At 70.4% G+C, this 26,341-nt stretch carries 22 protein-coding genes; 5 read left to right on the top strand and 17 right to left on the bottom strand.

Annotated elements, in window-relative coordinates; all coding sequences use genetic code 11:
• Positions 1-10 precede the first annotated feature (10 nt).
• Together ACFCXS_RS29650 and ACFCXS_RS29645 are read left to right on the top strand one after the other, a co-directional pair.
• Positions 11-616, top strand: coding sequence for a D-glycero-alpha-D-manno-heptose-1,7-bisphosphate 7-phosphatase (locus ACFCXS_RS29650; protein ID WP_376646412.1), 606 nt, complete (start codon positions 11-13; stop codon positions 614-616).
• Positions 613-1,653 (top strand): GDP-mannose 4,6-dehydratase, encoded by a 1,041-nt coding sequence (locus ACFCXS_RS29645; protein ID WP_376646411.1) that lies wholly within the window; start codon positions 613-615, stop codon positions 1,651-1,653. The genes ACFCXS_RS29650 and ACFCXS_RS29645 overlap by 4 nt, the downstream gene beginning before the upstream one ends.
• Before the next feature lie 656 nt (positions 1,654-2,309).
• Here the strand turns inward: ACFCXS_RS29645 and ACFCXS_RS29640 are convergent.
• Genes ACFCXS_RS29640 through ACFCXS_RS29630 form a run of 3 tightly spaced genes read right to left on the bottom strand, consistent with a single transcriptional unit; the run spans position 2,310 to position 7,370 of the window.
• Positions 2,310-5,069, bottom strand: coding sequence for an alkaline phosphatase family protein (locus ACFCXS_RS29640; protein ID WP_376646410.1), 2,760 nt, complete (start codon positions 5,067-5,069; stop codon positions 2,310-2,312).
• Positions 5,070-5,073: 4 nt separating this feature from the next.
• On the bottom strand, positions 5,074-6,432 hold the full coding sequence (locus tag ACFCXS_RS29635) for an ABC transporter permease (protein WP_376646409.1): 1,359 nt from the start codon (positions 6,430-6,432) through the stop codon (positions 5,074-5,076).
• The gene (locus tag ACFCXS_RS29630) at positions 6,429-7,370 is read right to left on the bottom strand and encodes an ABC transporter ATP-binding protein (protein WP_376646408.1); all 942 of its coding nucleotides are present in this window, start codon (positions 7,368-7,370) and stop codon (positions 6,429-6,431) included. Before ACFCXS_RS29630 ends, ACFCXS_RS29635 begins: the two co-directional genes overlap by 4 nt.
• Positions 7,371-7,920: 550 nt before the next feature.
• Between ACFCXS_RS29630 and ACFCXS_RS29625 the strand changes: the two genes are divergently transcribed.
• Together ACFCXS_RS29625 and ACFCXS_RS29620 are read left to right on the top strand one after the other, a co-directional pair.
• Entirely contained in the window at positions 7,921-8,613 is a 693-nt protein-coding gene (locus tag ACFCXS_RS29625) for a response regulator transcription factor (protein ID WP_376646407.1), read from the top strand.
• On the top strand, positions 8,610-10,061 hold the full coding sequence (locus tag ACFCXS_RS29620; RefSeq protein WP_376646406.1) for an ATP-binding protein: 1,452 nt from the start codon (positions 8,610-8,612) through the stop codon (positions 10,059-10,061). Before ACFCXS_RS29625 ends, ACFCXS_RS29620 begins: the two co-directional genes overlap by 4 nt.
• 205 nt (positions 10,062-10,266) lie before the next feature.
• On the opposite strand, the gene ACFCXS_RS29615 is transcribed toward ACFCXS_RS29620, so the two are convergent.
• From ACFCXS_RS29615 to ACFCXS_RS29565, 11 genes are all read right to left on the bottom strand, one after another.
• Positions 10,267-12,420 (bottom strand): MMPL family transporter, encoded by a 2,154-nt coding sequence (locus ACFCXS_RS29615; protein ID WP_376646405.1) that lies wholly within the window; start codon positions 12,418-12,420, stop codon positions 10,267-10,269.
• A gap of 239 nt (positions 12,421-12,659) precedes the next feature.
• A complete protein-coding gene (locus tag ACFCXS_RS29610) occupies positions 12,660-12,788 on the bottom strand; it encodes a hypothetical protein (RefSeq protein WP_376646404.1) in 129 nt (42 codons plus the stop codon).
• A gap of 127 nt (positions 12,789-12,915) precedes the next feature.
• Positions 12,916-14,433 (bottom strand): aldehyde dehydrogenase, encoded by a 1,518-nt coding sequence (gene adh, locus ACFCXS_RS29605; protein WP_376646403.1) that lies wholly within the window; start codon positions 14,431-14,433, stop codon positions 12,916-12,918.
• A 162-nt stretch (positions 14,434-14,595) separates the two neighbouring features.
• Positions 14,596-15,819, bottom strand: coding sequence for a transcriptional regulator (locus ACFCXS_RS29600; RefSeq protein WP_376646402.1), 1,224 nt, complete (start codon positions 15,817-15,819; stop codon positions 14,596-14,598).
• 653 nt (positions 15,820-16,472) lie between these two features.
• The gene (locus tag ACFCXS_RS29595; RefSeq protein ID WP_344462530.1) at positions 16,473-16,961 is read right to left on the bottom strand and encodes a hypothetical protein; all 489 of its coding nucleotides are present in this window, start codon (positions 16,959-16,961) and stop codon (positions 16,473-16,475) included.
• 322 nt (positions 16,962-17,283) lie between these two features.
• Positions 17,284-18,534 carry a glucarate dehydratase family protein gene (locus tag ACFCXS_RS29590; RefSeq protein ID WP_376646401.1) on the bottom strand — a complete coding sequence of 417 codons (1,251 nt, stop codon included), beginning with the start codon at positions 18,532-18,534 and terminating at the stop codon, positions 17,284-17,286.
• Positions 18,531-19,439, bottom strand: coding sequence for a 5-dehydro-4-deoxyglucarate dehydratase (locus ACFCXS_RS29585; RefSeq protein WP_376646400.1), 909 nt, complete (start codon positions 19,437-19,439; stop codon positions 18,531-18,533). The genes ACFCXS_RS29590 and ACFCXS_RS29585 overlap by 4 nt, the downstream gene beginning before the upstream one ends.
• Before the next feature lie 28 nt (positions 19,440-19,467).
• Complete coding sequence (locus ACFCXS_RS29580) at positions 19,468-20,412, bottom strand: carbohydrate ABC transporter permease (RefSeq protein ID WP_376646399.1); 945 nt, start codon at positions 20,410-20,412, stop codon at positions 19,468-19,470.
• Entirely contained in the window at positions 20,409-21,320 is a 912-nt protein-coding gene (locus ACFCXS_RS29575) for a carbohydrate ABC transporter permease (RefSeq protein WP_376646398.1), read from the bottom strand. Before ACFCXS_RS29575 ends, ACFCXS_RS29580 begins: the two co-directional genes overlap by 4 nt.
• The gene (locus ACFCXS_RS29570) at positions 21,317-22,642 is read right to left on the bottom strand and encodes an ABC transporter substrate-binding protein (protein WP_376646397.1); all 1,326 of its coding nucleotides are present in this window, start codon (positions 22,640-22,642) and stop codon (positions 21,317-21,319) included. The genes ACFCXS_RS29575 and ACFCXS_RS29570 overlap by 4 nt, the downstream gene beginning before the upstream one ends.
• 200 nt (positions 22,643-22,842) lie before the next feature.
• A complete protein-coding gene (locus ACFCXS_RS29565; protein ID WP_376646396.1) occupies positions 22,843-23,226 on the bottom strand; it encodes a DUF5997 family protein in 384 nt (127 codons plus the stop codon).
• A 58-nt stretch (positions 23,227-23,284) separates the two neighbouring features.
• Here ACFCXS_RS29565 and ACFCXS_RS29560 point away from each other — a divergent pair, with 58 nt between their 5' ends.
• Positions 23,285-24,073, top strand: a complete 789-nt coding sequence (locus tag ACFCXS_RS29560) for a LysR family transcriptional regulator substrate-binding protein (RefSeq protein ID WP_376646395.1) — start codon at positions 23,285-23,287, stop codon at positions 24,071-24,073.
• Between the two features lie 97 nt (positions 24,074-24,170).
• Here the strand turns inward: ACFCXS_RS29560 and ACFCXS_RS29555 are convergent, their stop codons facing one another.
• The 3 genes from ACFCXS_RS29555 to ACFCXS_RS29545 form a co-directional block, all read right to left on the bottom strand.
• Positions 24,171-24,935, bottom strand: a complete 765-nt coding sequence (locus tag ACFCXS_RS29555; RefSeq protein WP_376646394.1) for a DUF4142 domain-containing protein — start codon at positions 24,933-24,935, stop codon at positions 24,171-24,173.
• Positions 24,936-25,066: 131 nt separating this feature from the next.
• Positions 25,067-25,762, bottom strand: coding sequence for an HAD family hydrolase (locus ACFCXS_RS29550; protein ID WP_376646393.1), 696 nt, complete (start codon positions 25,760-25,762; stop codon positions 25,067-25,069).
• Between the two features lie 19 nt (positions 25,763-25,781).
• Complete coding sequence (locus ACFCXS_RS29545) at positions 25,782-26,258, bottom strand: Lrp/AsnC family transcriptional regulator (protein ID WP_376646392.1); 477 nt, start codon at positions 26,256-26,258, stop codon at positions 25,782-25,784.
• Positions 26,259-26,341 lie beyond the last annotated feature (83 nt).

Here is a 26,341-nt window from a genome sequence, read left to right as displayed (position 1 = left end):
AGGGACCCCCATGCCGTTCCGTGCCGTCCTCCTCGACCGTGACGGAGTGCTGAACGTCAACCGTCCCGACCATGTGACCGACCCGGGACAGTGGCAGTGGCTCCCGGGCGCCAGAACCGCCTGCGCCCGCCTCGCCGGCCTTGGCGTCGCACGATTCGCCGTCGTGACCAACCAGTCGGTCGTCGGCAGGGGACCGCTCACCGAGCGTGGGCTGCGCGACATCCACGACCGGATGACCGCAGACCTCGCCGCGGCGGGAGCGCCACGGCCCGTCGTCCTCCACTGCCCCCACCTCCCTGAAACCGGCTGCCCGTGCCGCAAACCCCGCCCCGGCATGCTCCTGCAGGCCCTGAACCGGCTCGGCGTGGCACCGGCCGAAGCGCTTCTGGTCGGCGACCACGACACCGACCTGGAAGCCGCAGCAGCCGCCGGCTGCTGGTCTTTGCACGTGCGGACCGGACGCGGAGCGCTGGAGGTGCTGCGCCCCGGCTGCCTCGGCAGCATGGCCGACCTCGGCGCCGTGGCCGAACTCGTAGCGGGCCTGCGGACGGCCGGATGGACACCCGACTGCCGCCGGCCGGACGCGCCGGACCCGACCGAGGGAGCCCTGCTGTGAAACGTGCCCTGATCACCGGAGTCACCGGGCAGGACGGCTCCTACCTGGCCGAGCACCTCCTGCAGTGCGGCTATGAGGTGTGGGGGCTGCTCAGAGGGCAGGCCAGCCCGCACCGTTCCCGGATCAGCCGGCTCGCCGACGAGCTGAAGTTCGTCGAGGGCGATCTCCTGGACCAGAGCAGCCTGGTCGCGGCCGTCGACCGGGCGCAACCCGACGAGGTCTACAACCTGGCCGCCATCAGCTACGTCCCCCTGTCATGGCAGCAGGCCGACCTCACGGGCGAGGTGACCGGCCTGGGCGTGCTGCGCATGCTGGAGGCCATCCGCATGGTGAGCGGCATCGGGCGGTCGGGCACCACGAGCGCGACCGGGCAGATCCGCTTCTACCAGGCATCGTCCTCGGAGATGTTCGGCAAGGTGCGCGAGGTCCCGCAGAACGAGGACACCGCCCTGCACCCGCGCAGCCCGTACGGAGTGGCCAAGACCTACGGCCACTTCATCACCAGGAACTACCGGGAATCCTTCGGCCTGTTCGCCGTCTCCGGCATCCTCTTCAACCACGAGTCCCCACGCCGGGGCCGGGAGTTCGTCACCCGCAAGATCTCCCGCGCAGCCGCCCGCATCAGCAAGGGCCTGCAGAGCGAACTGCGGCTCGGCAACCTCGACGCCGTCCGCGACTGGGGTTTCGCCGGGGACTATGTCAAGGCGATGCACCTGATGCTCCAGCAGGACGACCCCGTCGACTACGTCGTGGGCACCGGACGTACCCACTCGGTACGGGACGCGGTGCGCGTAGCGTTCGAAACGGTCGGGATGGACTGGTCGCGGCACGTGGTGTGCGACTCCCGTCTGGTACGGCCTGCCGAGGTGGATCTGCTGTGCGCCGACCCCAAGCGCGCGCGGGCCCAGCTGGGCTGGGAACCGACCGTCGACTTCGACGAGCTCGTACGCATGATGGTGGAGGCCGACCTGGAGCGCGCGGAGCGGGAACAGCGCGACGTCGTGCGGACACACGCCGAACCGGAAGGCGACTGGTGACCAGTCCGCTCCGCGGAGTCGGCGCGCAATCCGGGCTCGGTCGAGAGTGGGTTGAGTGCAGGGCGCCTGACAGGTTAAAACCCAGGTCAGGCGCCTTTCGCAGGTGTCTGGAAGAACCCCAGCTTCTTCGGCAAGCACGACACCAGAAGATTCTTCGTCCGCCCGTGGCACAAGCCCGCCATAGCCTTTGACCTGTGGCTACGGGGAGAACTGACTGCGGCTGAGCCGAGTTGGTCCGCCGCTGGTCCAGATCCTGGCCCGGCCTGTGGCGTCGGCGTGCGAGGCCTGGGGTTCGAAATGGCGCGTGTTCGAGTTCCTGACGGCTCGGCCCGCGGCCCGCCATGCCCTTTGTGAAACCGGGAACGTCGCCGACGGCCCAGCAAGTCCCCGGGTCGCGCCGGGTACACGCTGCTCGGATTCACCGTCCTGTAGCACGCGGTAGCGGAACTGAGCCGTCCCCACCCGGCGCTCGGCATCCGTGATGTCGGGCGCCACCACGGTGATCGCTGTCGTCGGCCTCGGGGTGATGGGGGCACCCATCGCGCCCCGCGCCGGTCACGGTGACCCCACACCGAATCTTGAGCCACCGAGTAGCGAAGAAACGTTTCGGCCCCTGGCTGGCGATGCGTCGGCCAGGGGCCTTCGACGTGATCGTCCTACATCCCGTCGTTCTCCGACGACGGGATGTAGGCGCCCGGCACGTCGTGCGGCGCGTAGACCTTGCTGTCGCCCGGGTACGGCTTGGACCAGTTGTGCGTCTCGTACCACGTGAGGCGGTTCATCTGCTCGGGGTTCGCGAAGTCGGGCACCGCCTTGGTGCCGGTGAGCCGCTGGTGGGACTGCCAGGCCTTCCACTGCGCCGCGACCTTCTGCTCGGACGCCGGCACCGTCACCGAGGTCTGCGCGGGCGCCGCTCCCGCGACCTGCGGGGCCGGGGTGTCCGAACCACAGGAGGGCTGGGTGCTCAGGCCGAGGGTCAGCGAGGTCCGGTTGGGCTGCGCCTTGAACGGCGTGTAGTCCGGCTTCCGGGTGAACGCGCCGAACATCGGGGTGGCCGCGCTGTCCATCTGGTTCATCGGGTGGATCCCGAGGATCTGCTCGATGGTGCGGATCATCGTGATCTGCGAGTAGTAGTGGCTGTCGACGGTGCCGTGCCGGGCCCACGGGCTGATGACCTGGACCGGGGCACGGTGGCCGTCGACGTGGTCGAGGCCGGCCTGTGAGTCGTCCTCGACGACGAAGATCGCCGAGTCCTTCCAGTACTTGCTGTGCGTGATCTCGTCGACCGTCTTGCCGACCGCGAGGTCGTTGTCCGCGACCTCGGCGGCGGGGCTCGGCGGACCACCGGTGTGGTCGTTGGAGAACCAGAACATGTTCAGGTTCGCCGGACCGTTCTTCTCGAAGTCCTGCTTCCAGATCTGTTCCTTGTAGACGTCCGGGACACTGAGGTCGAACAGCGGGAAGCCGGGAACCGACACCTTGTTGAGCGAGGGGATCGCCGAACCCGTCTGGATGGGGTAGGCGGTCTTCTGCCCGGTCGCCTCCATGTTCCTGGCGTCGCAGTACAGGTTCTGCCAGGTCGCGTCGGCCGGCTTGCTCTCGACCGACTGGAACTCGCCGTAGTCCTTGACGGACTTGCCGGCCGCCTGCGCGCCGGTCCAGATGAAGCCGGACTTCTGGTGGCCGAGGACGTCGTCCTCGGTGTCGTAACTGCGGGTGTACTCACCGGCCGAGGACTCGGTGTACTCCGGGTTGTCCGACTGCATCAGCCAGTTGTGCCCCTCGGCGGAGTTCGTGCCGATGTCGTAGAAGTTGTCGTACAGGCCGAACTGCTGGGCCAGCGCGTGCTGATTCGGCGTGACGTTCTCACCGAACTGGGTGAGCGAGGAGTCGCCGTTGCCCTGCTTCATGTCACCGAAGACCTGGTCGTAGGTCCGGTTCTCCTTGACGAGCAGGAAGACGTGCTTGATCGTCGAGGGGTCGCCGAGCCGCACCGGGACCGGCACCGGCTTCGCGTGGCTCTTGCCCTTGGCCGTCGTGACCGAGCCGGGGGTCCAGCCGTTCTGCTTGAAGACCTTGGCCGTCTCGGATCTGACGACGCTGTCGTCCGGCAGCGTGAACTGCGTCAGGCTGGAAGTCGTGTCGTGGGTGCCGTGCCCGGCGTTGGTGGTGGGACGGAGGGCGTCGATGCCACGGGTGTTGGAGACGACCACCTTCTTGCCGACCGTGGTGATCTCCGAGGGGAAGTAGTCCGTCGGGAGGAGTCCGAGGAAACCGGCCGGCTGCTGCGGGGAGGAGTACCGGTAGACCGCGACCGCATTGGCACGGCCGAGCGTCACCAGCAGGTGACCGTCGTCCGTGAGCGTCACCGCGTTGGGCTCGTAGCCGACCTTCGCCTCCGGCCACGGCTGGGTGGCGATGGTCTGTACGACCTTGTCCTTGGCGGTGTTGATGACCGAAACGCTGTTGTCGGCGGTATTGGTGACGAACACCGCGCCCTTCTTCGCGTAGACCGCGGTCGGGTGCAGACCGACGTCGACACTCCGCACATCCGCCGACGGGTCCGCCAGGTCGATGACGCTGACCGTGCCGGTGGTGGCGGCGCCGGTGTCCGGGTCGGCCGGGACCTGGGTGCCGTAGGAGTTCATCGTCGTGTCGCCGGCCTTCGCCGGACGCCCGCCCTCGTTGCTGACGTAGAGCTTGTCGCCCACCAGGGCGACACCACGGGGGGCGTTGCCCACGGCCCAGTTCTGCTTGATGGTCCCGGTCGCCGCGTCGATGGCGACCACCCGGTTCTGGCCGTTGACCGCCGAGTACACGGTGGAGCCGTCGGCCGAGAACACCGCCGCACCCACGAGCGCGTGCCGGGAGCCCTCGGCCGGGATGGAGACGGTCGTCGGGTCGGCGAGGGTGCCGTCCGCGCTCACGTCGAACTTGGTGTAGCCGTCGCTCTGCCCCAGCCACAGCTGCTTGCCGTCGGGCGAGTACGCCGGGCCCTCCTGGCCGACCGAGCTGCCGCTGATGCGCAGGTCGTCCGCCTGGCTGGTGCCGACCTTCTGCTTCACCTGACCGGTCTTCAGGTCCATGATGACCAGCGCCGCGTCACCGTCGGTCACCGCGGCGGCGAGGTGGGTCCCGTCCGGGCTGACCGAGGACGACATGATCTTGCCGTCGTCGATGACGGTGCGGTCGCCGTACGGGGCGATGTGCTGGTCGTCCGAGACGACCTGGCCATCGGCGGTGACCTGGCCGACCTGCTGGGTCCCGAACTGGTACGTCCGGGCGACCGCGGTGCCCGTGATGCCCAGGGCGACGGCGATGCCCGCCGTCACCAGCATGGTCCGGCGGCCCACTCGTCTGCCGAAGAGGCTGATCTGTCCCTGCTCGCTGATCCGGCGCTGCCGTGTTACCTGCACGGAATTATCCCTTCGAGGTGGTGTCGAGCAGTTCGGCGTTGCCGTCGAACTGCCACAGGGGGTTCGGGGCATCCCCGGTCGGGGTCCGGACCAGGAAGTAGCCGTTGACCTCCTTCGGTCCGTCGCCATCGGCCACGAACCGCCCGTCGGGGGTGACGTCGAGTTGGTAGACGGCCTGCCCCGCTGTCGCGACGCCGGGCAGGTGCCAGGTGACGACGCAACGCCAGTCGTTGCCCGCGCCCTCGGGAGCGACCTGGCCGTCTCCCTTGCTGCACGCCGCCGTTGCCCGCACCTGCGCTTCGGTGACGGCAGGGCGATGGAGCTGCTCGGTCTGCATCCGGTAGAGATGAGCGAACGCCGTGGCGAGCGAGCGCTGCACCTTGTCCTGCGTGATCCCCGATCCCGTGGCCGAGGTCGTCGCGGTGACGACCGCGATGGTCGCGGCGACCAGCCCCACGAGCGGCAGGGCCCCGGCGGTGACGGCGCGACGCGCCGAGCCGTCGTCGCTCGGGTTGGTGAAGTCGCGCCGCAGGAAGAGCAGATACGCCAGTGCCGTCGTGGTCGCGGCCCACAGCAGGCTGACAACGATGCCGATGAGCAGCGGGGCGAGCTGGGCCGGGCTGGTGAACAGGCCGTTCCAGGAGATGAAGGCGAAGCTGGGCAGGGAGAGGCGTACCGCGACCGGCAGCGGCATCATCTGGGCCAGCTGCATCGAGAGCGCGACGAGCGCGGGCAGCAGCAGCCCCATCGGGGAGCGCCCGAGCACGACCGACCCGAGCAGTCCGATACCGGCGAGGGCCAGGGTCGGGGCGAGGACGCAGACCCAGGCGAGCAGGACCTTCGCCGCCGTGTCCGACGGCGTCAGCAGGTGGCCGTCGAGGCCGACCAGCGGCCGGCTGCCCACCGCGACCACACCGCCGGCCGCGCCGGAACAGGCCAGCCCGGCCACGAGCAGCAGCAGGACGGTGAGACTGGCCAGTGCCTTCGCCGCGAAGATCCGGCGCGGTGACCGGACGGCCACGAGCAGGTGCCGCCAGGTGCCGAGCCGGTCCTCGGAGGCGAACACGTCGCCGGCGACGACCGAGGTCAGCAGCGGGAGCGCCCAGGTGCCCGCGAAACCGAGCAGCACCAGCGGCCCGGCCCACCCGGTGGTGTGCATCCAGCGGCCGAAGAGGGTGTCGGAGGGGAGCGTGCTCTGCCGGCTCACCGCGGCCACGAACAGCCCCGGCGCGATCCAGCAGGCGAGAACCAGCAGACGGATCCGCCACTGCGAGACCAACTTGACCAATTCGAAGCGGTATCCGCGCGCCACCGATACGCGGGGCGGCCCCTGGACGTGGGGTGGGGCGATGGTCGCGGTCATACGGTGGCCTCCTGCTGTTCGGTGAGGGCGAGGAACGCGGCCTCGAGCGGTGACACCACGGGGGCGAGCTCGCGCACCGCGACGCCCGCCCGCACGAGCCGCACCACCAGTTCGTCGAGGGCGGGCACCAGCGCCCGCACGACCAGCACGTCGGCGTGGTGCCGGGCCCCCGCTTCGTCCTTGACCCGGATTCCCTCTATGCCGACGGCGAGTTGACGGGCGGCCCGCGGGTCGGAGGTGAGCAGCCGGTAGTCCAGCTCACGGTTCTCGGCGGCCAGCTTGCCGGGCGGGCCGGAGAAGACGACCCGGCCGGTGGCGATGATGGTGACGTCGGAGCACAGGGCCTCGAGGTCGTCCATTCGGTGGCTCGACAGCACGACGGCGGTTCCCTCCGCCGCGAGCCGGGTGAGGACACCGTGGACGTGTTTCGTCCCGGCCGGGTCGAGACCGTTGGAGGGCTCGTCGAGCACCAGCAGCCGGGGCCTGGTCAGCAAGGCCGCGGCGAGCCCCAGCCGTTGACGCATGCCGAGGGAGAAGCCACGGGCCCGGTCGTCGGCGACGTCGATGAGCCCGACCTGCTCGAGCACGTCGTCGATCCCCGTCGTCCGCGCGTTGCGACCGCGCAGGGCCGCCAGCGCGGCGAGGTTCTGGCGCGCGGTCAGCGAGGGATAGAGACCGGGCCCGTCCACGAAACCGGCTACACCGCCGGGAGCGGCGAGCGCCCGCCCGACCGGCACCCCCAGAATCTCCAGGCTGCCGTCGTCGGCTGCCGCCAGACCCAGCAGGAGACCGAGCAACGTCGTCTTACCGGCCCCGTTCGGCCCGGCCAGACCGTGGATCCGGCCCTGCGCCACATCCAGATCGATGCCGTCGAGGGCGACGACATCACCGAAACTCTTGGTGATCCCACGAGCCCGGACTGCGAGGAATGTGTTCATAGTCCCTGTCTCCCAAAGCCCTCAGGAAACTTAGGGACCGCACGCAGCGCAGGCAGGGGCAGTTGATTGAACGCATTTGGAACGGATCGTCAAGGCATCGGCAAGTCGCCGTCTACGGAGTGGTGACTTCCGCGACGGTGTGGGTGACGCCTGGAGCGAGAGGTGTGGGGATCCTCCTGCCTACGGCAGGCTGTCCGAGTGTTCCGGCAGGCGGGCGGACACCGCCTGGCCCAGCGCCACCTGCAGGTACACCCGACTTCAGGCTCTAGAAGACGCCGAGCTTCTGAGGGCTGTAAGAATGAAGGATGTTCTTGGTCTGCTGGTGGTACAGCGCAAGTAGCCCGCTGACCTGAGGATATGGCAGGCCGTGGGGACGTTGCCGGGGCCGCGGCCCGGACTGGTCCGGATCTTGACTGATTGCCGATTGCGGGGCGGTGGCTCTTCCCAGGTATCCGTAAGAGCGCGGTCCCCAGCGACGCTCTAATCCTGGCCTCAGGTTGACCGGGGACAATGAGCGGCAAAAACATCGACTGGAAGGGGGCGGGCCGGCGTGCGGATCATGATCGCGGATGATGAAGCGGCCATCCGTGAGTCGCTGGAGCGGGTGCTGCAGGTCGAGGGCTACGACACCAGCACCGTTGCCAACGGTCTCGCCGTGCTCGACGGGGTCGGTGGGGCCGACGGAGACACGCTGGATCTGCTGATCCTCGACGTGATGATGCCCCGCCTCGGCGGGTTGGAGACCTGCCGGCAGTTGCGGGCCGCGGGTCGGGATCTGCCGGTGCTGATGCTGACCGCACGTGACCAGGTCTCCGACCGGGTCACGGGGCTGGACGCGGGCGCCGACGACTACCTGCCCAAGCCGTTCGCCACCGAGGAGTTACTGGCCCGGGTGCGTGCCCTGCTGCGCCGGCGCACGCCGACCGACGAGGAGTCGCAGATCCTGTCGTTCGCCGACATCCGGCTCGATCCCGACAGGTTCGAAGCGTGGCGGGGTGGGCGGCCGCTGCGCCTGACCCGGACCGAGTTCGCCCTCCTGCAGGTCCTCATGTGCAACGCGACCCGGGTCGTGACCCGCGACGCGCTGTTCGAGGCGATCTGGGGCTGGGGCATGAGCTCCACCGCCAACAACCTCCAGGTATACGTGAGTTACCTGCGCCGCAAGATGGAGGCCGAAGGTGAGCCGCGGTTGATCTACACGCTGCGCGGCTTGGGATACACGTTGCGGGAGACTCGTCCGTGAGCGGGCCCGCCGGCCGGGAACCGCGCCGGCTGACCCGATGGTGGCGCCGGCGGTCCCTGCGGACCAGGCTGACGGTGATCGCGGCGACGGCCATCGCGGTCAGCGTGTTCGTGGCCTTCCAGGTGGCCAGCGAGCTGCTGGACTGGGAGCTGCGGGGCACCGCCGAGAATCAGCTGCGCGCCGACTCCCGCGTCCTGGCGACGAACGTGCAGCGCGCCGGTCCGGCAAAGGTCCAGCTACCGCCGTATCCCGGATCCGGTCGGCTGGTGCGGGTCATCCTGCCCGACGGCTCGACCCGCACGCCGGCCGGCCAACCCGCGCTGCCCCCGGTCAGCGAGAACGCCGGGCGCGTGGCGCAGGGCGCGTCGGCCGACCTGATGGAGTCGAACGACAGCGACGAGGAGGGCTACCTCGTCTACACGCTGCGGGCGGGCGACGGCGCGGTCCAGGTGGCCCAGGCCGCCGACGACAGCCCGATCAATCGGTTCGGGTTCGGCATGCTGCTGATCGGGCTGCTCTGCGTGGTCGGCGGCGCCCTTGTCGGGCGGACCGTGGCACGGACCGGGCTGGCACCGATCGACCGGCTGACCGCCGCCGCGGTACGTGTCGCGCACACCCGGGATCTCGACGCCGGCATCCCGGATGAGGGCGGTGGGGAGATCCGGCGGCTGATCCGGTCGATCAACGACATGCTCGCCGCGCTCCGGGACTCCCGGCGGGCGCAGCGGCTGCTCGCCGAGGACGCCGCCCACGAGCTCAAGACCCCGCTCACCAGCCTGCGCCTCAACGTCGAGCTGCTGATCCGGCTCGATCGGCGCGGCACCCTGGACAGCGCACTGCCGGCGGAGAGCCGGACCCGGCTGCTCAACGATCTCGGCGCGCAGGTGGCCGAGTTGAGCACCCTCGCCGCCGAGCTGACCGACCTGGCGCGTGGTGAGGTCAGCGACGAGAGCACCGAGGTGCTCGACTTCGCCGACGTGGTGGGGGCCGCCGCGACCCGGGCGCGGTCCCGCGCGCCTGACATCGACGTCGCGCTCGACGTGACCTCCCTGTGGGTGAGCGGGCGTCCTGCTGCACTCGAGCGGGCGGTGCTCAACCTCATCGACAACGCCGGCAAGTGGTCCCCCGCGGACCAGCCGGTCCAGGTCCGGCTCCGTGCCGAGGGCGCGTCGGTGGTGCTCGAGGTCGACGACGCCGGGCCGGGCATCGACGCCACCGACGTACCGCGGGTGTTCGACCGGTTCTACCGTGCCGACAGCGCCCGGGCGTTGCCGGGATCCGGTCTGGGGCTCTCGATCGTGCAGCGGGTCGTCGATGCCCACGGCGGCCGGGCCGGCGTCGCCCGCTCCGCACGCGGTGGCGCGCTGCTTCGGGTCGACCTTCCGGCCGCGGCCCCGCCCGCCCCGATCGAGCGGCTCACCGCCGGGGAGGACACCGCGGCGTGCTGACCCGCCCCGGCGACGCGGTGCGGGACAGGGGACGGCGGCCCTCGGACATGCCCCCGCGCGGCTCACCGCCGGAGCAGGACACCGCGATGCGCCGACCCCAGCCCCGGCGTGTGGCGTAGGACCGAAGGGCGGCGACCGCCGGGCCCGTGAAAAGAGTCCGGGACGGGCCTGGGGCCCGTCCCGGATCTCGTCCGTGCCGCCGCGCTCACCGTTGCAGCGCGGGCTCCGCCTCGTCGTCGGCGAGCGGCTGTCGACCGTCCGGCAGCTCCGCCGCCGGCCGGGACAGCCGGCTCGGCCACCAGATCCGGCGGCCGATCAGCAAGGTGAGGGCGGGCACCAGGACCGACCGCACCAGCAGGGCGTCGAGCAGCACGCCGAAGGCGACCAGGAACCCGACCTCGACCAGCATCACCAGCGGAAGTGTGACGAGGACCGCGAACGTGGCCGCCAGGACCAGGCCTGCCGAGGTGATGACGCCACCGGTGGCCGAGAGGGCTTTGAGCATGCCTTCTCTGGTGCCGATCCGCACGGTCTCCTCCCGGGCCCGGCTGGCCAGGAAGATGTTGTAGTCGACGCCGAGCGCCACCAGGAACAGGAATGCCAGCAGCGGCACCGAATTGTCGATCCCCTTGAACCCGAGGATCGTGTCGAAGACGAACACGCTGCCGCCGAAGGCCGCGGCGAACGAGACGATCACGGTGGCCATCAGGACCAGCGGGGCCAGGATCGCGCGCAGCAGCAGCCCGAGGACGATCAGGACCACGACGAGCACCAGCGGGATCACCAGCTTCTCGTCGCGCTGGGTGGTCACCTCGGTGTCGAGGTTCTCCGCACTCGGCCCGCCGACGATCGCCTCCGCCCCGCTCACCGCGTGCACGGCGGTGCGCACCCGCTTGACCGTGTCGTACTCCGCGGCGGTGTCCGGCGCGTCCTTCGGGAACACGGAGATGTTGGACCAGCCACCGCTGGTCTGCTCCGGGACGGCCAGGGCCACCCCGCGAGTGTCCTTGACTACGTCGAGCACCCGCTCCTGGTGCGCCGGCCGCGTGAAGACCGTCATCGGCTGACCGCCGAGCTCCGGGAAGTGCTCGCGGAGAACGGTGAAACCGGTGACCGACTCCGGCGCGGACAGGAACTGGTCCTGCTCCCGCAGGGCGCCGGTGTTGCCCGCCAGCCCCAGAGCGAGCACGCCGAGGACTCCGAGCGAGCCGAGCGTCGCCACCCACCGGCGGCGGCTGATGGCGGTGCCGAGCCGTCCCCACAGCCCCGGCTTCTCCTCCACGGCCGTGCTGAACCGCGGGACGGCCGGCCAGAAGATCCGCCTGCCGAGCACCACGAGCACCGCCGGGAACAGCGTCAGCATGGCCACCAGCGCGCACAGGATGCCGGCCGCACCGATCGGGCCCAACCCGCTGGTGCTGTTCAGGTCCGCGACGAGCAGGCAGAGCAGGCCGGCGACCACGGTGGCCGCGGACGCGACGATGGCCGGCGCCGCGCCGCGTAGCGCGTGGACCATCGCGACCCGGACGTTCTCATGGTGGTGCAGTGCCTCCCGATATCGAGCGATGAGCAACAGCGCGTAGTCCGTGCCGACGCCGAACACCAGGATCGTCAGCAGCGCCGAGTTCTGGTCGTTGACCACGATGCCGAAGCCCTTGACCAGCAGGTAGACCGTCCCCATCGAGGTCAGTGCGGCCGCGCCGACGGCCACCAGCGGGATGATCCACAACACCGGGCTGCGGTAGGTGAGGATGAGCAGGAGCGTGACGACGACGACGGTGGTGAGGAGGACCTGTACGTCGATGCCGTCGAAGACGGCGTCCATGTCGCCGTCGATCGCGCCCGGGCCGGTCACGTCGAGTTCCAGGCCCAAGGGGCGGTCCTTCGCGGCGTCACGTAACGGGCCGACGATGTCCTCCGGTGCGCCGTGGGCCGTGCTCACCTCGAGGGTGAACATCATCGCCTTGCGGTCGGTGGAGGGGCTCGTCGGTGAGCCCTCGTCGTCCTCGTCGGCCGCCGCCGTCGTCTTCGGCGGGTACCGCTTGGCAAGGGTGTCGTAGTGGCGCTCGACCGTCGCGCGGTCGGCGTCGGTCATGCCGCCGGCGCGGTGGTAGACGAAGACGAACGTGTTGCTGTCACCGCCGGGGAGACGGTCGTCCAGCACCGCCACCTTGGTGGACTCGGCACCTGCCGGCAGGGTGTCCACGGCGCTGTCGGTGGTGACCGAGCTCAGCTTTCCGCTCAGCGGCACCATGCCCGCCGCCAGCACCAGCCACAAGCCGATCACCAACCAGGGCACCCACCGGCCTGCCAACCGGCCGGCCGGCGCTTCCCCGGACGGCGCTGCGTCGACTGCCATCACTAGCCTCCTACATACGGGTTGCATCGCTTGTCTGGATGCCTACTTCGTACTGAGCGAACCTGAGGCGAGTGTTAATGCGGTGCTCAGAGCGGTGGGCCGAACCATGTGCCCGGCGCACGCACCAGCGTGGTGGCGGCGAGTGCCTGCCCGGTGGGCATGGCTCGGCAGGAGCCCACGACCCTCACGCAGCAGGTCCGCCGACCGGGTCACCGCGGTGACGACGTCCGGTCGGGCCGCTATGGCGCCAACTTCATGTCCGGGCACAGGGTGCCGACGAGCCGGTGGTCGTCGCTCAGGTCGTGACGGACGTCCATGCCGGCGAGCATGTCGGCGACGTACCGGTGGGCGGCGCAACGGGACGGCAACCGCCCTTCTCTGCGGCAAGACTGCCCGTCTCCTGCCGGCCGGGCAGCGGGGGTTCCAGCTTGTCTGGACGGCGGTCTCCGGTTGCCTGGAGCGCAAAGATGCCTCCAGGCAACCCGACTTCGAGCTCTAGAAGAACCCGAGCTTCTTAGGGCTGTAAGAACAAAGGATGTTCTTCGTCTGCTGGTAGTGGTCCAGCATCATCTTGTGCGTCTCGCGGCCGATGCCCGACTTCTTGTAACCGCCGAACGCAGCGTGGGCCGGGTACGCGTGGTAGCAGTTGGTCCAGACGCGGCCCGCCTTGATCTCGCGGCCCAGGCGGTAGGCCGTGTTGCCGTCGCGGGTCCAGACGCCCGCGCCGAGGCCGTACAGCGTGTCGTTGGCGATCTTCAACGCCTCGTCGACCGAGTCGTACGTCGTGACCGAGACGACCGGGCCGAAGATCTCCTCCTGGAAGATCCGCATGTCGTTGGTGCCGCGGAAGACGGTCGGCTCGATGTAGTAGCCGCCCTCGAGGCCGGGCACCGTGCGGGGCCTGCCGCCCGTGACGACGTCCGCGCCCTCCTTCCTGCCGATGTCCAGGTAGGAGAGGATCTTCTCGAACTGGTCGTTGCTCGCTTGCGCGCCGATCATCGTGGCCGGGTCCAGCGGATCGCCGCCGACGATCGCCTCCGTGCGTTCGACACAGCGGGCCATGAAGTCGTCGTAGATGGAGGAGGGGATCAGGGCGCGGGACGGGCAGGTGCAGACCTCGCCCTGGTTGAGGGCGAACATCACGAAGCCCTCGACCGCCTTGTCCAGGAAGTCGTCGTCGGCGGCCATGACGTCGGGCAGGAAGATGTTCGGGCTCTTGCCGCCCAGTTCGAGGGTGACGGGAATGATGTTCTCGCTCGCGTACTGCATGATCAGGCGGCCGGTCGTCGTCTCGCCGGTGAACGCCACCTTCGCCACCCGGGGGCTGGACGCCAGCGGCTTGCCCGCCTCCACACCGAAGCCGTTGACCACGTTGACCACGCCCGGCGGGAGCAGGTCGGCGATGAGGTCCATGACGTAGAGCAGGCTGACCGGGGTCTGCTCCGCCGGTTTGATGACCACGCAGTTGCCCGCTGCCAGCGCGGGCGCGAGCTTCCATGTGGCCATGAGGATCGGGAAGTTCCACGGGATGATCTGACCGACCACGCCCAGCGGCTCGTGGAAGTGGTACGCGACGGTGTCGGCGTCGATCTCCGCGATGCTGCCCTCCTGGGCGCGGACGGCTCCGGCGAAGTAGCGGAAGTGGTCCACGGCCAGCGGGATGTCGGCGGCCAGGGTCTCGCGGACCGGCTTGCCGTTCTCCCACGTCTCGGCGACCGCGATCTTCTCCAGGTTCTCCTCGATGCGGTCCGCGATCCTGTTGAGGACGTTCGCGCGTTCCGCCGTGGACGTACGGCCCCATCCGTCGGCCGCCCGGTGCGCGGCGTCCAGGGCGAGCTCCACATCGGCCGCGGTGGAACGCGCGACCTCGCAGAAGACCTTGCCGGTCACCGGTGTCGGATTCTCGAAGTAGCGGCCCTCGACCGGCGCTGTCCAGTCGCCGTCGATGAAGTTGTCGTACCGGCGGGCGAAGGACACGATGCTGCCTTCGGTTCCTGGCTGCGCGTACACCATGGCGGCTCTCCTCGGTGAAGGACGGTGCGGGACGGTCGCGACGTCCCTCACTGTGCTCCAGGGAGGTTGGCGCAAGGTTGGCGTGCAAAGACGCCACGTCAGACGCACGGGGAGCCGGTCGCACAGGAGACCGGTCGCACAGGGCGCCGGCCGGGCAGGCCGTCAGTCGCGCAGGGCCGTCGTCAGCCGGCCCGCCGCGATGGCACGGCGCCCGTCTTCCGGCCCGAGCAGCCGCAGCGCGTGCTCGTGTATCTCCACGTCGTACGGGGCCCGTTCGCCGTAGCGCAGCGCGTGGTCCGGCCGCGTGCTCGCCAGGACGGCCTCGCGTACCGCCACTTCGAGACGGGTGCGCCACTCCTCGATGCCGGGGGCCGCGGAGCGGGGCAGGAGCGGGCCGCCGTAGTGGCCCAGGGCGGTGTCCGTGTCGCCCTGCTCCAGCGCGCGCAGGACGTCGGCCGCGTCGCAGGACACGGGGGTGGTGAGGGCGTAGTGACGGGGGGATATCGCGCCGCCCAGCGCCCGGCGCAGGTGGGAGATCTCCGCCTTGAAGGTGGACGACGTGACCGGCCGGTCGCCGTACAGGGCCGCGCGCAGCCGTTGTGGGGAGAAGCCGTCGGGTTCGAGCGCGAGGAGGGTGAGGATCTCCAACTGCCGGGGGCGCAGGGGAAGCGACCGCCCGTCGCGCACGGCTCGCTCGGTGCCCAGGCACCTGAGCCGCAGCCGCGCCGGGCGTGAGACCTCCGTGATCAGGCGGGCCTCGATCGTCGACACCAGCGTGCGCACGGTGGACATGGCCAGCGGGTGCGACCGGTCCCAGGTCGTGGACAGGTCCAGGACTCCGAGGACGCTGCCGTCCCTGCCGTGCACGGGCGCGCAGTAACAGACCCAGCCGTGCAGAGCCGACACAAGATGCTCGGCCGAGAACACGGAGCTGGGGCGGCCCGTGCGCAGGGCGAGGGAGAGCGCGTTGGTGCCCATGGCCTGCTCCTCCCAGCAGCCACCCGGCGCGAAGTTGACCCGCTCGGCCTTGCGGCGCATGGCCGGGCCGCCGCAGGTCCACAGGATGGTGCCGGACTCGTCGGTGACCGCCGAGACGAACCCGGCGTCCTCGGCGATGCTGTGCAGCTCCCCGGCCAGAGCGGAGACCGGCCCGTACAACGGTGACGAGGTCCAGCGCTGGTGCACCCGGCCGTCGTCGGTGACGGGGGCGCTGTCGCGGCCCGGGTCGACGCTGCCCAGGGAACGCGCCCAGGACTCGCTCACCTCGTGGCGCAGTACGGCGGTGCCGCCGGGCCGCGTGCCCGGCACGCCCAGCCGCGGCACCCAGCGGGACCACTCGTGCTCCAGCACGGCCCTGCGCTGCGTGAGGTCAGGGCGCTGTGACATGGCCTCTCCCTGCCGTCGTACCGGTTTCTCGGGGTGAGGTCAGTGTTACCGGACGCGTCGGCCCCGGTCGAGAACTCCGCCGGACCCGGGGCGAGTTCTGAACGGGCGACCGCCGGACCGGAAGTTTGTCCGGGGCTCACGTGCCGCCGTTTGGGTGACGGGTTCACTCGACCCGACGGACGGTCTCCGGCCCGCGTACCACCGGTGCGCGGCGCCGCGTTCCCCCGGCATGGACAGCACGGAGACGGCGCGGCGCCTTCCGGGGAACGATGCGGCGCCCGGCTCTTACGCCGAACTCACCAGCGGGTACGCGGGACATCCGCCGATCTATGCGGCTCTGGTCGCCGAGTGGGAGGCGCGGGGCCACGCGGTCCCGGAGCATCGCGACGGCCAATGGGTTTCCTTCGCCGCGCCGGCCGACAGTGAAACCTGGACCGCCGTCCCCTCGTGGACCGCCGGCCGGCACCTGGGCCCGGTCGTCGCCGGCACACGTCCGGCTGCCACCCCCCACTCGGCTGTCGCCCCCCACCCTGCGGCAGGCCGGCACCCGGGTACGGCCGCACCCGCAGGCACTCGCCCGGCCGCACCCGCAGGCACCCGCCCGGCCTCCGGCCGGCACCCGGGGGCGGCCGGGCCGTCGTCCGGCGCCCGCCTCACCAGCCGTCCGTCACCACCGGCTCCGCGCTGACCGGTGCCAGCACCGCGAGGGTGCCGCTGGCCTCCCGCAGGGCAGATTCGAGCGCGCCGGGGGTGTGCAGGGTGCCGGTTCCGTCCGGCGGCACGAGCCATTCCAGCCGGCCGGCGGGCCGGTACGGCGGCGGCACTGCGACCCACGAGCCCCGGCCGACGTGCCGCACACCGAAGCCGATCCACTCGCTGACCGGATCGGGCGGCAGGAAGAACCCCACTCTGCGCGCGGCGCAGTCGACCAGAGTGGGGCCCGGCACCTTCAGCGGATCACGCCACAGGATGTCCAGCGCGAGCAGGCCGAGCCGGTCGGGGACGCTGAGCACGTCCCAGTACCGCCCGGCCTCCACGAGCATGGTCCCCGCGCCGTAGTCCCACTCCCGCTTGCACTCCTTGGGGTCCGTGGCGGCCGCGGCGAGCCACTCGACGGCTTGCTTCCACATGACGCTCTGCATGGCCACCCCAGGCACAGTCGGTGGCGCCGTGGTCGGGCGCGCGCTGGACACGGCCGGTGGCCCGCGGGGTTCCGCGTGCCGCCCGGCCGAAGCCATGCTCGTAGATATTTCTACGCGCCGGAAGGGGTGGCGCGGTGTGGCGTTTGGGGCGCGCCGGTCCCGGTCGAACCAGGACAGCCGAAGGCACGTTCTGTGCAAACGCGTTCACCTTCGAGCCGGCCACGCACAGCCGTCACCCATGCGGGAGCTTCGACTTCGAGCCGGCCACGCACAGCCGTCACCCATGCGGGAGCTTCGACTTCGAGCCGGCCACGCACGGCCGTCACCAGCGCGGGAGCTGCGACTCGAACTCCGGCCTGAACCGCCGCATGTAACCGGTGTCGTCCCGGCTGTGCTTCCCCGAGTCGACGTACCGCCGGTGCAGTCGCTCCAGCTGGTCGTGGTCGAGCTCGACGCCCAGCCCCGGCCCGGTGGGCACCTCGATCTGACCGTCGCGCAGCTCCAGCACCCCGGGGACGATCACGTCGTCCGCGGAGTTCCACGGGTAGTGCGTGTCGCAGGAGTGGTCGAGGTTGGGGATGGCGGCGGCGACATGGGTCATCGCGGCGAGGCTGATGCCCAGGTGCGAGTTGGAGTGCATCGACAGGGTGAGCCCGAACGCCTCGCACACGGCGGCCAGTTCACGGGTGCGACGCAGCCCGCCCCAGTAGTGGTGGTCGGTGAGCAGGACCTGGATCGCGCCCTGCTCGACGGCAGGCTTCAGATGCTCCCAGGCGATCACGCACATGTTGGTCGCGAGCGGCATGGGAGAGTCCTTCGCCACCTCCGCCATGCCGGGGATGCCCCGGGCCGGATCCTCCAAGTACTCCAGCACACCGTCGAGTTCACGGGCGACGTACTTCGACGTCTCCACCGTCCAGGCCACGTTCGGGTCGAGCCGCAACGGCTGCCCGGGGAAGGCCTCCGCCAGGGCGCGCATCGCGGCGATCTCCTCGTCGGGCGGGAAGACACCGCCCTTGAGCTTGAACGACCGGAACCCGTAACGCTCCTGCATCAGCCGGGCCTGCTCGACGATGCCGGCCGGGTCGAGGGCCTCGCCCCAGTCGTCGCCGATCGCCGCACGGCCGTCGAGCGCGGGGTGCTCGGCCCACTTGTAGAAGAGGTAGGCGGCGAAGGGCACCGCGTCACGGACCTTCCCGCCCAGCAGATCGCTGACCGGACGGCCGAGCAGCCTGCCCTGCGCGTCCAGGCAGGCCACCTCGACCGCCGAGGTGGTCCAGCCGCGCTCGTGGGAGCTCGGCACGGTCGGCTGCAGCGCCGCGTCGATCGCGGCGGACACGGCGGTCGCGTCGAACACGTCCATGCCGACGACGACCTTCGCGGCGGCGTGCAGCCGCTCCAGGCGGGCTGCACCCCCCGGGGACTCGCCGATCCCGACCGTGCCGTCCTCCAGGACCAGTTGGAGGATGATCCGCAGGGCGAGCGGCTCGTGCACGCCGCTCGAGTTGAGCAGCGGCGGGTCGCCGAAGGCGATCGGGGTGATGATCAGCTCGCGGATTCGCGTGGCGCTCATGCGGCGGCCACCTCCAGGCCGTGGTCGAGGAGTTTCGCGAGCCGGGCGAGGTGCTCCGGCGTCGGGTCGAGCAGGGGCGCCCGTACACCGCCGACATCCAGACCGCGCAGGGTCACACCGGCCTTGACCAGCGAAACGGCGTACCCGGGGACCTCGTCGCGCAGGGCGACCAGCGGGCCGTAGAACTCGTCGAGGAGCCGCGAGACCAGGCCGTCGTCGTCCTCGGCGAGGGCCCGGTGGAAGGCCAGGGCGATCTCCGGGGCGAAGGCGAACACCGCCGAGGAGTACAGCTCCACGCCGATGCCCTGGTAGGCGGGCGCGGTCATCTCGGCGGTGGGCAGCCCGTTGAAGAACTGGAAGTCCTCCGTGCCGGGCACGGCTCGCACCGCGCGGACGATGCGGTGCATCCGCTCGATGTCACCGGTGCCGTCCTTGAGTCCGACCACCCCGGGCAGGGCGGCGATCTCGGCGGCCGTCTCCGCGGTGAGCCGGGCGGTGCCGCGCTGGTAGAAGACGACGGGCAGGTCCGTGGCCGCGATGACCTCCTCGACGTAGCGCACCAGGCCCTGCTGCGGGGCACTGACGAGGTAGGGCGGCAGCAGCAGGATGCCGTCGGCACCGGCGCGTTCGACGCGGGCGGCCTGGTCGCGCGCGACCGGGGTGGGGCCGCCGGCCGCCGCGAGGACCGGCACCCGTCCGGCCGTGGTCTCGACGGCGACCCGGGTGGCCCGCTCGATCTCCTCGGCCGACAGCGCGTGGAACTCTCCGGTGCCGCAGGCGACGAACACACCTCCCGCGCCCGCGGCGACACCCGACTCGATGTGCTGGGCCAGCCGTTCCTCGTCCAGTGAACCGTCCGCCGCGAACGGCGTGACCGGGAAGAACAGCACTCCGTGGAACTTCATGTCTCCCTCAAACGTGGGGGGTGGGTGGTCAGCCCTTGGTGGCCCCGGCGGCGATGCCGGTGACCAGCGAGCGCTGGAGGAGCAGATAGACGATCAGGCTGGGGATCAGGGCGACGACCGCACCGGCCAGCACCACACCGGAGCCGACCTGGGGGTCGGTGCGCAGGATGGACAGGGCGACGGTGACCGTGTAGTCGGTGGGGTCCTTGGCGGCGATCAGGGGCAGCAGGTACTGGTCCCAGATCATGATGAAGCCGAGCACACCGGCCACTCCGAGGGCGGGCTTGCACAGCGGCAGGACGACCTGCCACAGCATCCGCAGCTCGCCCACACCGTCGATGCGGGCGGCCTCCTCAATCTCGGTGGGGATGTCCTTCATGAACTCGGTCAGCAGCATCACCGAGAAACCCCACGCGCCGAGCGGCAGGATCACACCCCAGACGGTGCCCTTGAGGTCGATGCCGAGCACGGGCACGTGCCCGAGGACCAGCGACAACGGGATGGCGATGACCTCTTCGGGGAGCATCATCGTCAGCATGAACAGGGTCAGGACCAGCGCCTGCCCGCGGAACCTGTGCCGGGCCAGCGCGTACGCGGCCAGCGTGCACACGGCGAGCTGGAGCAGCAGCCCACCGCCCGCTATGACCAGCGAGTTGCCGAAGTAGTCCCAGATGCCGCGCTCGCCCGCCACCTCGAAGTTCAGCAGGGTCGGGTGGTGGGGGAGGAACGACAGCGTCGAACCGCTGGCCTTCTCGCTGAAGGAACCGGAGAAGATCGTCAGGAACGGTGCCGCGAAGACGCCCAGGGCGAGCAGACAGAGCAGGACGCGCAGCGCCCAGGCGGGGCCCGGCCGGTCGTTCCAGCCGAGAGCGGTGTCGAAACGGGCGGGCGTGGTGCGCCGGTTGCCGCCGGACTGCCGCGTGGGGGAGGCGGTCACCGGGGTCCGGACGGGTTCGATGGCAGGGGCGCTCATTTCGCGTCTCCCCTCTTGCGGAGGTAGTTGACCGTGACGGTGAGCAGCAGCGTCACGCAGAGCAGGACCACGGAGGCGGCCGAGGCGCCGCCGATGTCGTTACGGGTGAAGCCGAGGGTGTAGGCGCGGGTCATCCACACGTCGGTGGAGCCGGCCGGGCCGCCGCCGGTGAGGACGTACACCTCGGTGAAGACGCGCAGTCCGCGGATGGCGGCGAGGGTGAGGACGATGCCGAGGGCGGGCCGGATGGCGGGCAGTGTGATGTGGCGCAGGCGCTGCCACAGGGAGACGCCGTCCATCGCGGCGGCCTCGTACAGCGAGCGGTCCACGCCCGCGAGGCCGGCGAGGATGATCACCATGTTGTACGGGGCGAGCATCCAGATGCCCATGGCCATCGTGGCCCACAGCGCCGTGCCGGGGTTGTCCAGGTAGGGCACGGGCCCCAGCCCGAACAGCCCGAGACCGCTGTTGATGAGACCGTCGGAGGTCGGGTAGTACATCAGCCGCCACATCTCGCCGACCACCGCGGTGGCGGTGACGACGGGCAGGAACACGGCGGTGCGGATGATCTTCAGCGAGCGGGCCTGACCCTCCAGCAGCAGCGCCAGCGCGCAGCCGACGACGATCCCGCCGAGGGACATGCCGACGCCGAGGAGAAGGGTGTGGCCGATGGCGTCCTGGAAGCGGTGGTCGGTCAGGACCCGTGTGTAGTTGTCGAGGCCGACCCACTTGTCACCGAGGAAGGGCCGTACGTCGAAGAAGCTGAGCCAGACGCCCTTGCCCATCGGCAGGAACTTGAAGACGAGGGCCAGCAGCAGAGCCGGGGCGAGGAACAGCCAGGGCAGTACGGCCTTCCTGCCGATGACCCGGGCTCTGCGAGGCCCGGGCGTCGTCGCGGTAGCGGTCATTTCAACAGCTCCTGGTCCTTGAGGTCACCGGCGAGGGTGTCGTCGAGCTCCTTGAGGCCGGAGCGGACGTCGCTGCCGCAGTAGGTGAAGATCGCGTTGAGCGCGTCGGCGGTGTCCTGCTTGATGGGGGCGAAGGCGGGCGCGTTGGGGAACTGCTCGGAGTGGTCCTCGTACGCGTTCTGCACCACGCTCCAGCGCGGGTCGTCGTGCACCTTCGCCGCGTCGAGCGTGGAGTTGACGGGGATGCGCACCACGGGCTGGTTGGCGCCCGTCATGGCGAGTTTCTGACCCTCGGGGGAGACCAGGAAGGAGGCGAGGGTCCGCTCCTGCTTCGCCTTGCCCGTCCTGGCGCCGAAGTAGATGTTCTCGCCCTCGGCCAGCACGGTGGATCCGGCCGGGCCGGCGGGGGCGGGCAGTACCTCGTACGTGCCCTTGCCGAGCGCCTCGTCGAACGTCGACATGTTGTACGGGCCGGTGAGGTACATCCCGGCGTTGCCGTCCTGGAAGTTGGTGGTGTTCGAGGTGACGGAGGTCAGGGCGCTGGGCTGGACGACGCCCTTGTCGCCGCAGAAGAGGTTCTTCTTCATCCAGGTGACGGTGCGCACGGCGGCGGCCGAGGCCATGGCGGGCCGGAAGCCCGAGCCCTCCTTCTTCAGGATCTGCACCCCGCCCTGCCACAGGTAGCTGGCGCCCCACCAGGCGACGTAGCCGTTCTGCGCGCTGCCCGGGACGACCATGCCGTAGGTGTCGTTCTTGCCGTCCCCGTCCGGATCACGGGTGGCGAACGCCTTGGCGAGGGCGAGCGTGTCCTGCCAGGTCTTGGGCTGCGGCAGGCCGAGTTTCTCGCGCCAGTCCTTGCGGACGAACAGCGTCATGGCCTGGCGGGAGTACGGGATGCCGTAGTGCCTGCCGTCGCGGCCCACGGTGGACGACCAGGACTTGGCGGTGATCTCGTCGTGGCCCGCGACGGAGGCCGGATCGATGGGCTTGAGCAGGCCCTGGGACTGGTAACTGCCCATCAGGGCCGTGTCGTTGATCATGACGTCCGGCAGGTCCTTGACGGACGCGCGGCTCTGCAGCTGCTGGTCGAAGTTCACGACCGGCTGGTAGTCGACCTTGATGCCGGTCTTCTTGGTGAAGGCGGCGAACACCCGGTCGTAGGTCTTGGCGGAGTCCGGATCGCTCCGGGTCCAGACCTCCAGGGTGTTCGGGTCGCCCGCCCGGGCACTGCCGGAACCGGAGCCGCAGCCGGCCGCTCCGAACACGAGCCCCGAAACGGCGAGCGTGGCAGCCAGGCGGAGACTTCGTCGGCGATCCCGCATGGGTGGTTCTCCGTTCATATTCGTGAACCCGCTTCACGAATCTAAATGATCGGCCAAGCTACGGATCGTTTCAGCACCATGTCAAGACATGGCCGAAAGATTTCACCGATGCCACACGGCGCCGGAGAACACCGAGGAAACAGCGACGGCCCCCACCGGATCATCCGGTGGGGGCCGTCCGAAAACGATGGGTACTGAGGTCAGGCCTGGTGCTCGGCGTTCTTCTTCTTGATCCGGGCCGCTTCCTTGCGGACCTCCGCCTGGGTGGTGCGCTCCCGCTCCAGCCACTCGGGGCCTTCCTGCTTCAGCGCCTCGATCTGCTCGGTGGTGAGGGGCTCGGTGACGCCCGCGCGGGCGAGACCGGCGATGGAGACGCCGAGCTTGGCGGCCACCACCGGGCGGGGGTGCGGGCCGTTGCGCCGCAGGTCCTGCAGCCACTGCGGCGGGTTCGCCTGGAGCTCGTTCAGCTCGGCGCGCGAAACGACACCGTCCCGGAACTCGGCGGGTGTGGCCTCGAGGTACACACCCAGCTTCTTCGCCGCTGTCGCGGGCTTCATCGTCTGGGTGCTCTGGTGCGACGTCATGGCTCCCAGGGTATCGAGCGTGTGCACGACCCCTGACCACGCCCGGTAACCTGGCGAGGTGACAGGCTCGGATGAAACCCCCTCGTTCCGGCTCGCCTACGTCCCCGGGGTGATGCCCGACAAGTGGGTGCGCATCTGGAACGAGCGGCAGCCCGATGTCCCGCTGACCCTCACGCAGGTGCCCGCCGGAGAGGTGGCCGAGCGGCTGCTGGGCGGGGACGCCGACGCGGGTCTCGTCCGCACACCGGTGGACCGGACGGTCTTCAGCGCGATTCCCCTCTACACCGAGCAGACCGTCGTCGTCGTGCCCAAGGACCACCTGGTCACGGCCGTCGACGAGGTGGCGCCGGAGGACCTGGCCGACGACATCGTGCTGCACCCGCTCGACGACGTCCTCGACTGGGAGACCCTCCCCGGGCGTCCCGCCCTCGAACGGCCCGTCACCACCGCCGACGCCGTCGAACTGGTCGCGGCGGGAATCGGCGTCCTCGTGGTCCCGCTGTCGCTCGCCCGGCTGCACCACCGCAAGGACCTCACCCACCGGCCCCTCATGGACGCCCCCGAGTCGAGCGTGGCCCTCTCCTGGCCCGAGGACGCGAAGACGGACCAGGTCGAGGACTTCATCGGCATCGTCCGCGGCCGCACGGTCAACAGCACACGGGGCCGTCAGCAGCCGCCGGCGCGAGAGCGGTCCAAGGACGCGGCCACGGGCCGGGGAGACGCCCGGCGGAAGCCGGTGCCCGGCAAGTCGGCGGCCGGGAAGTCCGCGGGGGCGAAGCGGACGGGGAAGGGCGGGAGCGGCGCGCCCAGGAGCACCGGACGCGGCAAGCCCCGCCGCCGTTCGTGACACCGGGTCCCGCCCTCGTCCGTGGGCCCGGACCGGCCGTGGTCCGCGGTGCGGGGCGGCGGACCGACCGCAGCCCCGGACGCATGGCCGTGTCTGCTCAGCCTGCCGACGGAGACGGCGCCGGCGCCCCGTAGGACGGGTTGGGGGCGACCGTCTGGAAGTCCTTCAGGTCGTCGGGGATCGGCAGCACGCGGACCGGCGCACCCTGCTGCGGCGGCGGCGGTGTCGTCTGGTCCCCGGGCAGCTTGGGCGGCGCGGTGATCTGGAAGCTGACCTGCTCCTGGTTGATCAGGCCGGTCTTCTCCAGGACCGTGATGTGGTCCAGGACGGTGTCGTTGGTCGTGTCGGCGAGTTCCCGCACGAGGCTGTTCCGGGTGGTCGCCCGGATCTTGGCGATCGTCGGGAAGATGCCGCCATGTGCGACGCGCATGATGGTCACGGCCGTGGACTCGAACTCCTTGCCGGTGCTGCCCTCGGCCGTCGCCACGAACTGCTGCTGCTGGGGCGACGGCTCGTTCGGCAGGGTGATGCCCAGGTCCGTGGAGATCTTGCGGCAGCCCGCGTCGAGCCGGCCGTGACCGACGAGCAGGTGCTTGGAGACTTCCTGCATCTCCGGTGACGTGCTGCGCTCTTTGATCATCTGCCCGAGCGGGTACTCCCAGAGTCCGGCTGCGCGCACGCGCACCACGAAGTCGCGGTCCGCCTCGGTCAGCGGACCCCACTGGGTGTTGGCGATGATGCGGTCCTGGCCGGAAGCGGCGTTCTGCACGCCCAGCATGCTCGGGTAGGCGAGCGCGGTGAGCGTAAGGATCAACGCACCGCCCACGAACGCGGTTCCTGCCGTGCTGCGCGAGATGCGCATCGTGCCTCCTGGGATATGAACGGCCCAACACCAAGAGGTACGGACGCCGGGGGCGAAACAATCACCGCTGCCGCAAAAAAGTTCGCAGAACCCGCCGGTCCCGCTCCCCGCACGGGACGGGAGAGGCCAGATCAGGACAGGTCGGCCGAGCCGGCGAGCCAGTCGTAGGCCGATCGCGCCGTGAACTGCTCCTGGCCGCCCCGCAGGAGCAGGCCCGCGGTCGCGAACTCGGGTGCGTTCGCCTGGGCCGGGACGTACGGGATCGCGATGCAGCGCATGCCCGCCGCGTGCGCGGCGGCGGCCCCCGGAGCGGCGTCCTCCAGCACGACACAGCCGGACGGGGCGGCGCCCAGCCGTCGGGCCGCCTCGAGGAAGACGTCCGGCGCGGGCTTGCCGTGCGCGACCTCGTCGGCGGAGACCACGGTCTGCAGGCGCGCGTCCAGTCCGGTTCCGGTCAGCACCGCCGCGATGGCCTGCGGCGACGAGCCCGAGGCCACGGCCATGGGTACGCCCTCCGCCGCCAGCAGCTCGACGAACGCGCGCATCTCCGGGTAGGCGCGCGTGGCGCTGCGGGCCAGCTCCAGGTAGTGGCGGTTCTTCAGGGCGACCATGTCGTCGACCGAGGCGGGCAGGCCGTAGCGGTCCTTCCAGTCCGCGACCGTCTCCTGCGTGCTGATGCCGACGTACCGCTCGTGGTCCGCCCAGGTGAAGTCCCTGATGCCGTACTCGGCGAGCGTCCGGCGGCCTGCCTCGTAGTAGTTCGGCTCGCTGTCCACGAGTGTTCCGTCGAGATCGAAGATGACTGACATTCCACGGAGCTTGCTCATGCGGCCATGCTCTCAAAGATCATCCGCGGGCCGACCGCCCGATCGACTCCACCAGCGGCAGCATCCGATGGGCCACACGCTCGCGCAGGGCGACCTCGGTACGGGTGCGTACCACCCCGGGCATGCTGATCAGCTTCTGGACGACGTCCTCCAGATGTGCGTTGTCCCGGGCCACCACCCGGGCCAGCAGATCCCCGCCACCCGTGATCGAGAACGCCTCCACGATCTCCGGCACCGCCGCCAGGGCGTCCCCCACCTCGTCGAGATGGCCCTGGGTCACCTCGATGTGGACGAACGCGAGCACGGGATGCCCGAGCGCGGCGGGGGAGAGGGACGGCGCCGTGCCGGTGATCACGCCGTCGCGCTCCAGCCGGTCGAGCCGGGCCTGGAGCGTGCCCCGGGCGACGCCGAGGATCCGCGCGTACTCGCGCACGCTGGTGCGCGGCTGCTCCAGCAACAGCCGCAGGACACGGGTGTCGAGCTCGTCCACGGGCATGGCGCCTCCTCGTCGTCCGTTGGCTCTGCTGCGGCCGCCCATCAGCCGCTCCAGCAGTACCAATGGACCAGTCTAGAAAGAGC

It is taken from the genome of Streptomyces sp. NPDC056373, assembly GCF_042262425.1.
Classification (GTDB): domain Bacteria; phylum Actinomycetota; class Actinomycetes; order Streptomycetales; family Streptomycetaceae; genus Streptomyces.
Note: the sequence above shows the minus strand (reverse complement) of the source record. Positions and strands in the feature narration are given on the sequence as shown.

Bases quoted from the DNA above. Each gene is read 5' to 3' on its own strand.
- ACFCXS_RS29595 (WP_344462530.1), bottom strand. From the start codon at position 16,961: ATGCAGAGCGTCATGTGGAAGCAAGCCGTCGAGTGGCTCGCCGCGGCC.
- ACFCXS_RS29545 (WP_376646392.1), bottom strand. From the start codon at position 26,258: ATGCCCGTGGACGAGCTCGACACCCGTGTCCTGCGGCTGTTGCTGGAG.
- ACFCXS_RS29590 (WP_376646401.1), bottom strand. From the start codon at position 18,534: ATGAGCGCCACGCGAATCCGCGAGCTGATCATCACCCCGATCGCCTTC.
- ACFCXS_RS29615 (WP_376646405.1), bottom strand. From the start codon at position 12,420: ATGGCAGTCGACGCAGCGCCGTCCGGGGAAGCGCCGGCCGGCCGGTTG.
- ACFCXS_RS29630 (WP_376646408.1), bottom strand. From the start codon at position 7,370: ATGAACACATTCCTCGCAGTCCGGGCTCGTGGGATCACCAAGAGTTTC.
- ACFCXS_RS29575 (WP_376646398.1), bottom strand. From the start codon at position 21,320: ATGACCGCTACCGCGACGACGCCCGGGCCTCGCAGAGCCCGGGTCATC.
- ACFCXS_RS29550 (WP_376646393.1), bottom strand. From the start codon at position 25,762: ATGAGCAAGCTCCGTGGAATGTCAGTCATCTTCGATCTCGACGGAACA.
- ACFCXS_RS29635 (WP_376646409.1), bottom strand. From the start codon at position 6,432: ATGACCGCGACCATCGCCCCACCCCACGTCCAGGGGCCGCCCCGCGTA.
- ACFCXS_RS29580 (WP_376646399.1), bottom strand. From the start codon at position 20,412: ATGAGCGCCCCTGCCATCGAACCCGTCCGGACCCCGGTGACCGCCTCC.
- ACFCXS_RS29565 (WP_376646396.1), bottom strand. From the start codon at position 23,226: ATGACGTCGCACCAGAGCACCCAGACGATGAAGCCCGCGACAGCGGCG.
- ACFCXS_RS29650 (WP_376646412.1), top strand. From the start codon at position 11: ATGCCGTTCCGTGCCGTCCTCCTCGACCGTGACGGAGTGCTGAACGTC.
- adh (WP_376646403.1), bottom strand. From the start codon at position 14,433: ATGGTGTACGCGCAGCCAGGAACCGAAGGCAGCATCGTGTCCTTCGCC.
- ACFCXS_RS29600 (WP_376646402.1), bottom strand. From the start codon at position 15,819: ATGTCACAGCGCCCTGACCTCACGCAGCGCAGGGCCGTGCTGGAGCAC.
- ACFCXS_RS29585 (WP_376646400.1), bottom strand. From the start codon at position 19,439: ATGAAGTTCCACGGAGTGCTGTTCTTCCCGGTCACGCCGTTCGCGGCG.
- ACFCXS_RS29570 (WP_376646397.1), bottom strand. From the start codon at position 22,642: ATGCGGGATCGCCGACGAAGTCTCCGCCTGGCTGCCACGCTCGCCGTT.
- ACFCXS_RS29555 (WP_376646394.1), bottom strand. From the start codon at position 24,935: ATGCGCATCTCGCGCAGCACGGCAGGAACCGCGTTCGTGGGCGGTGCG.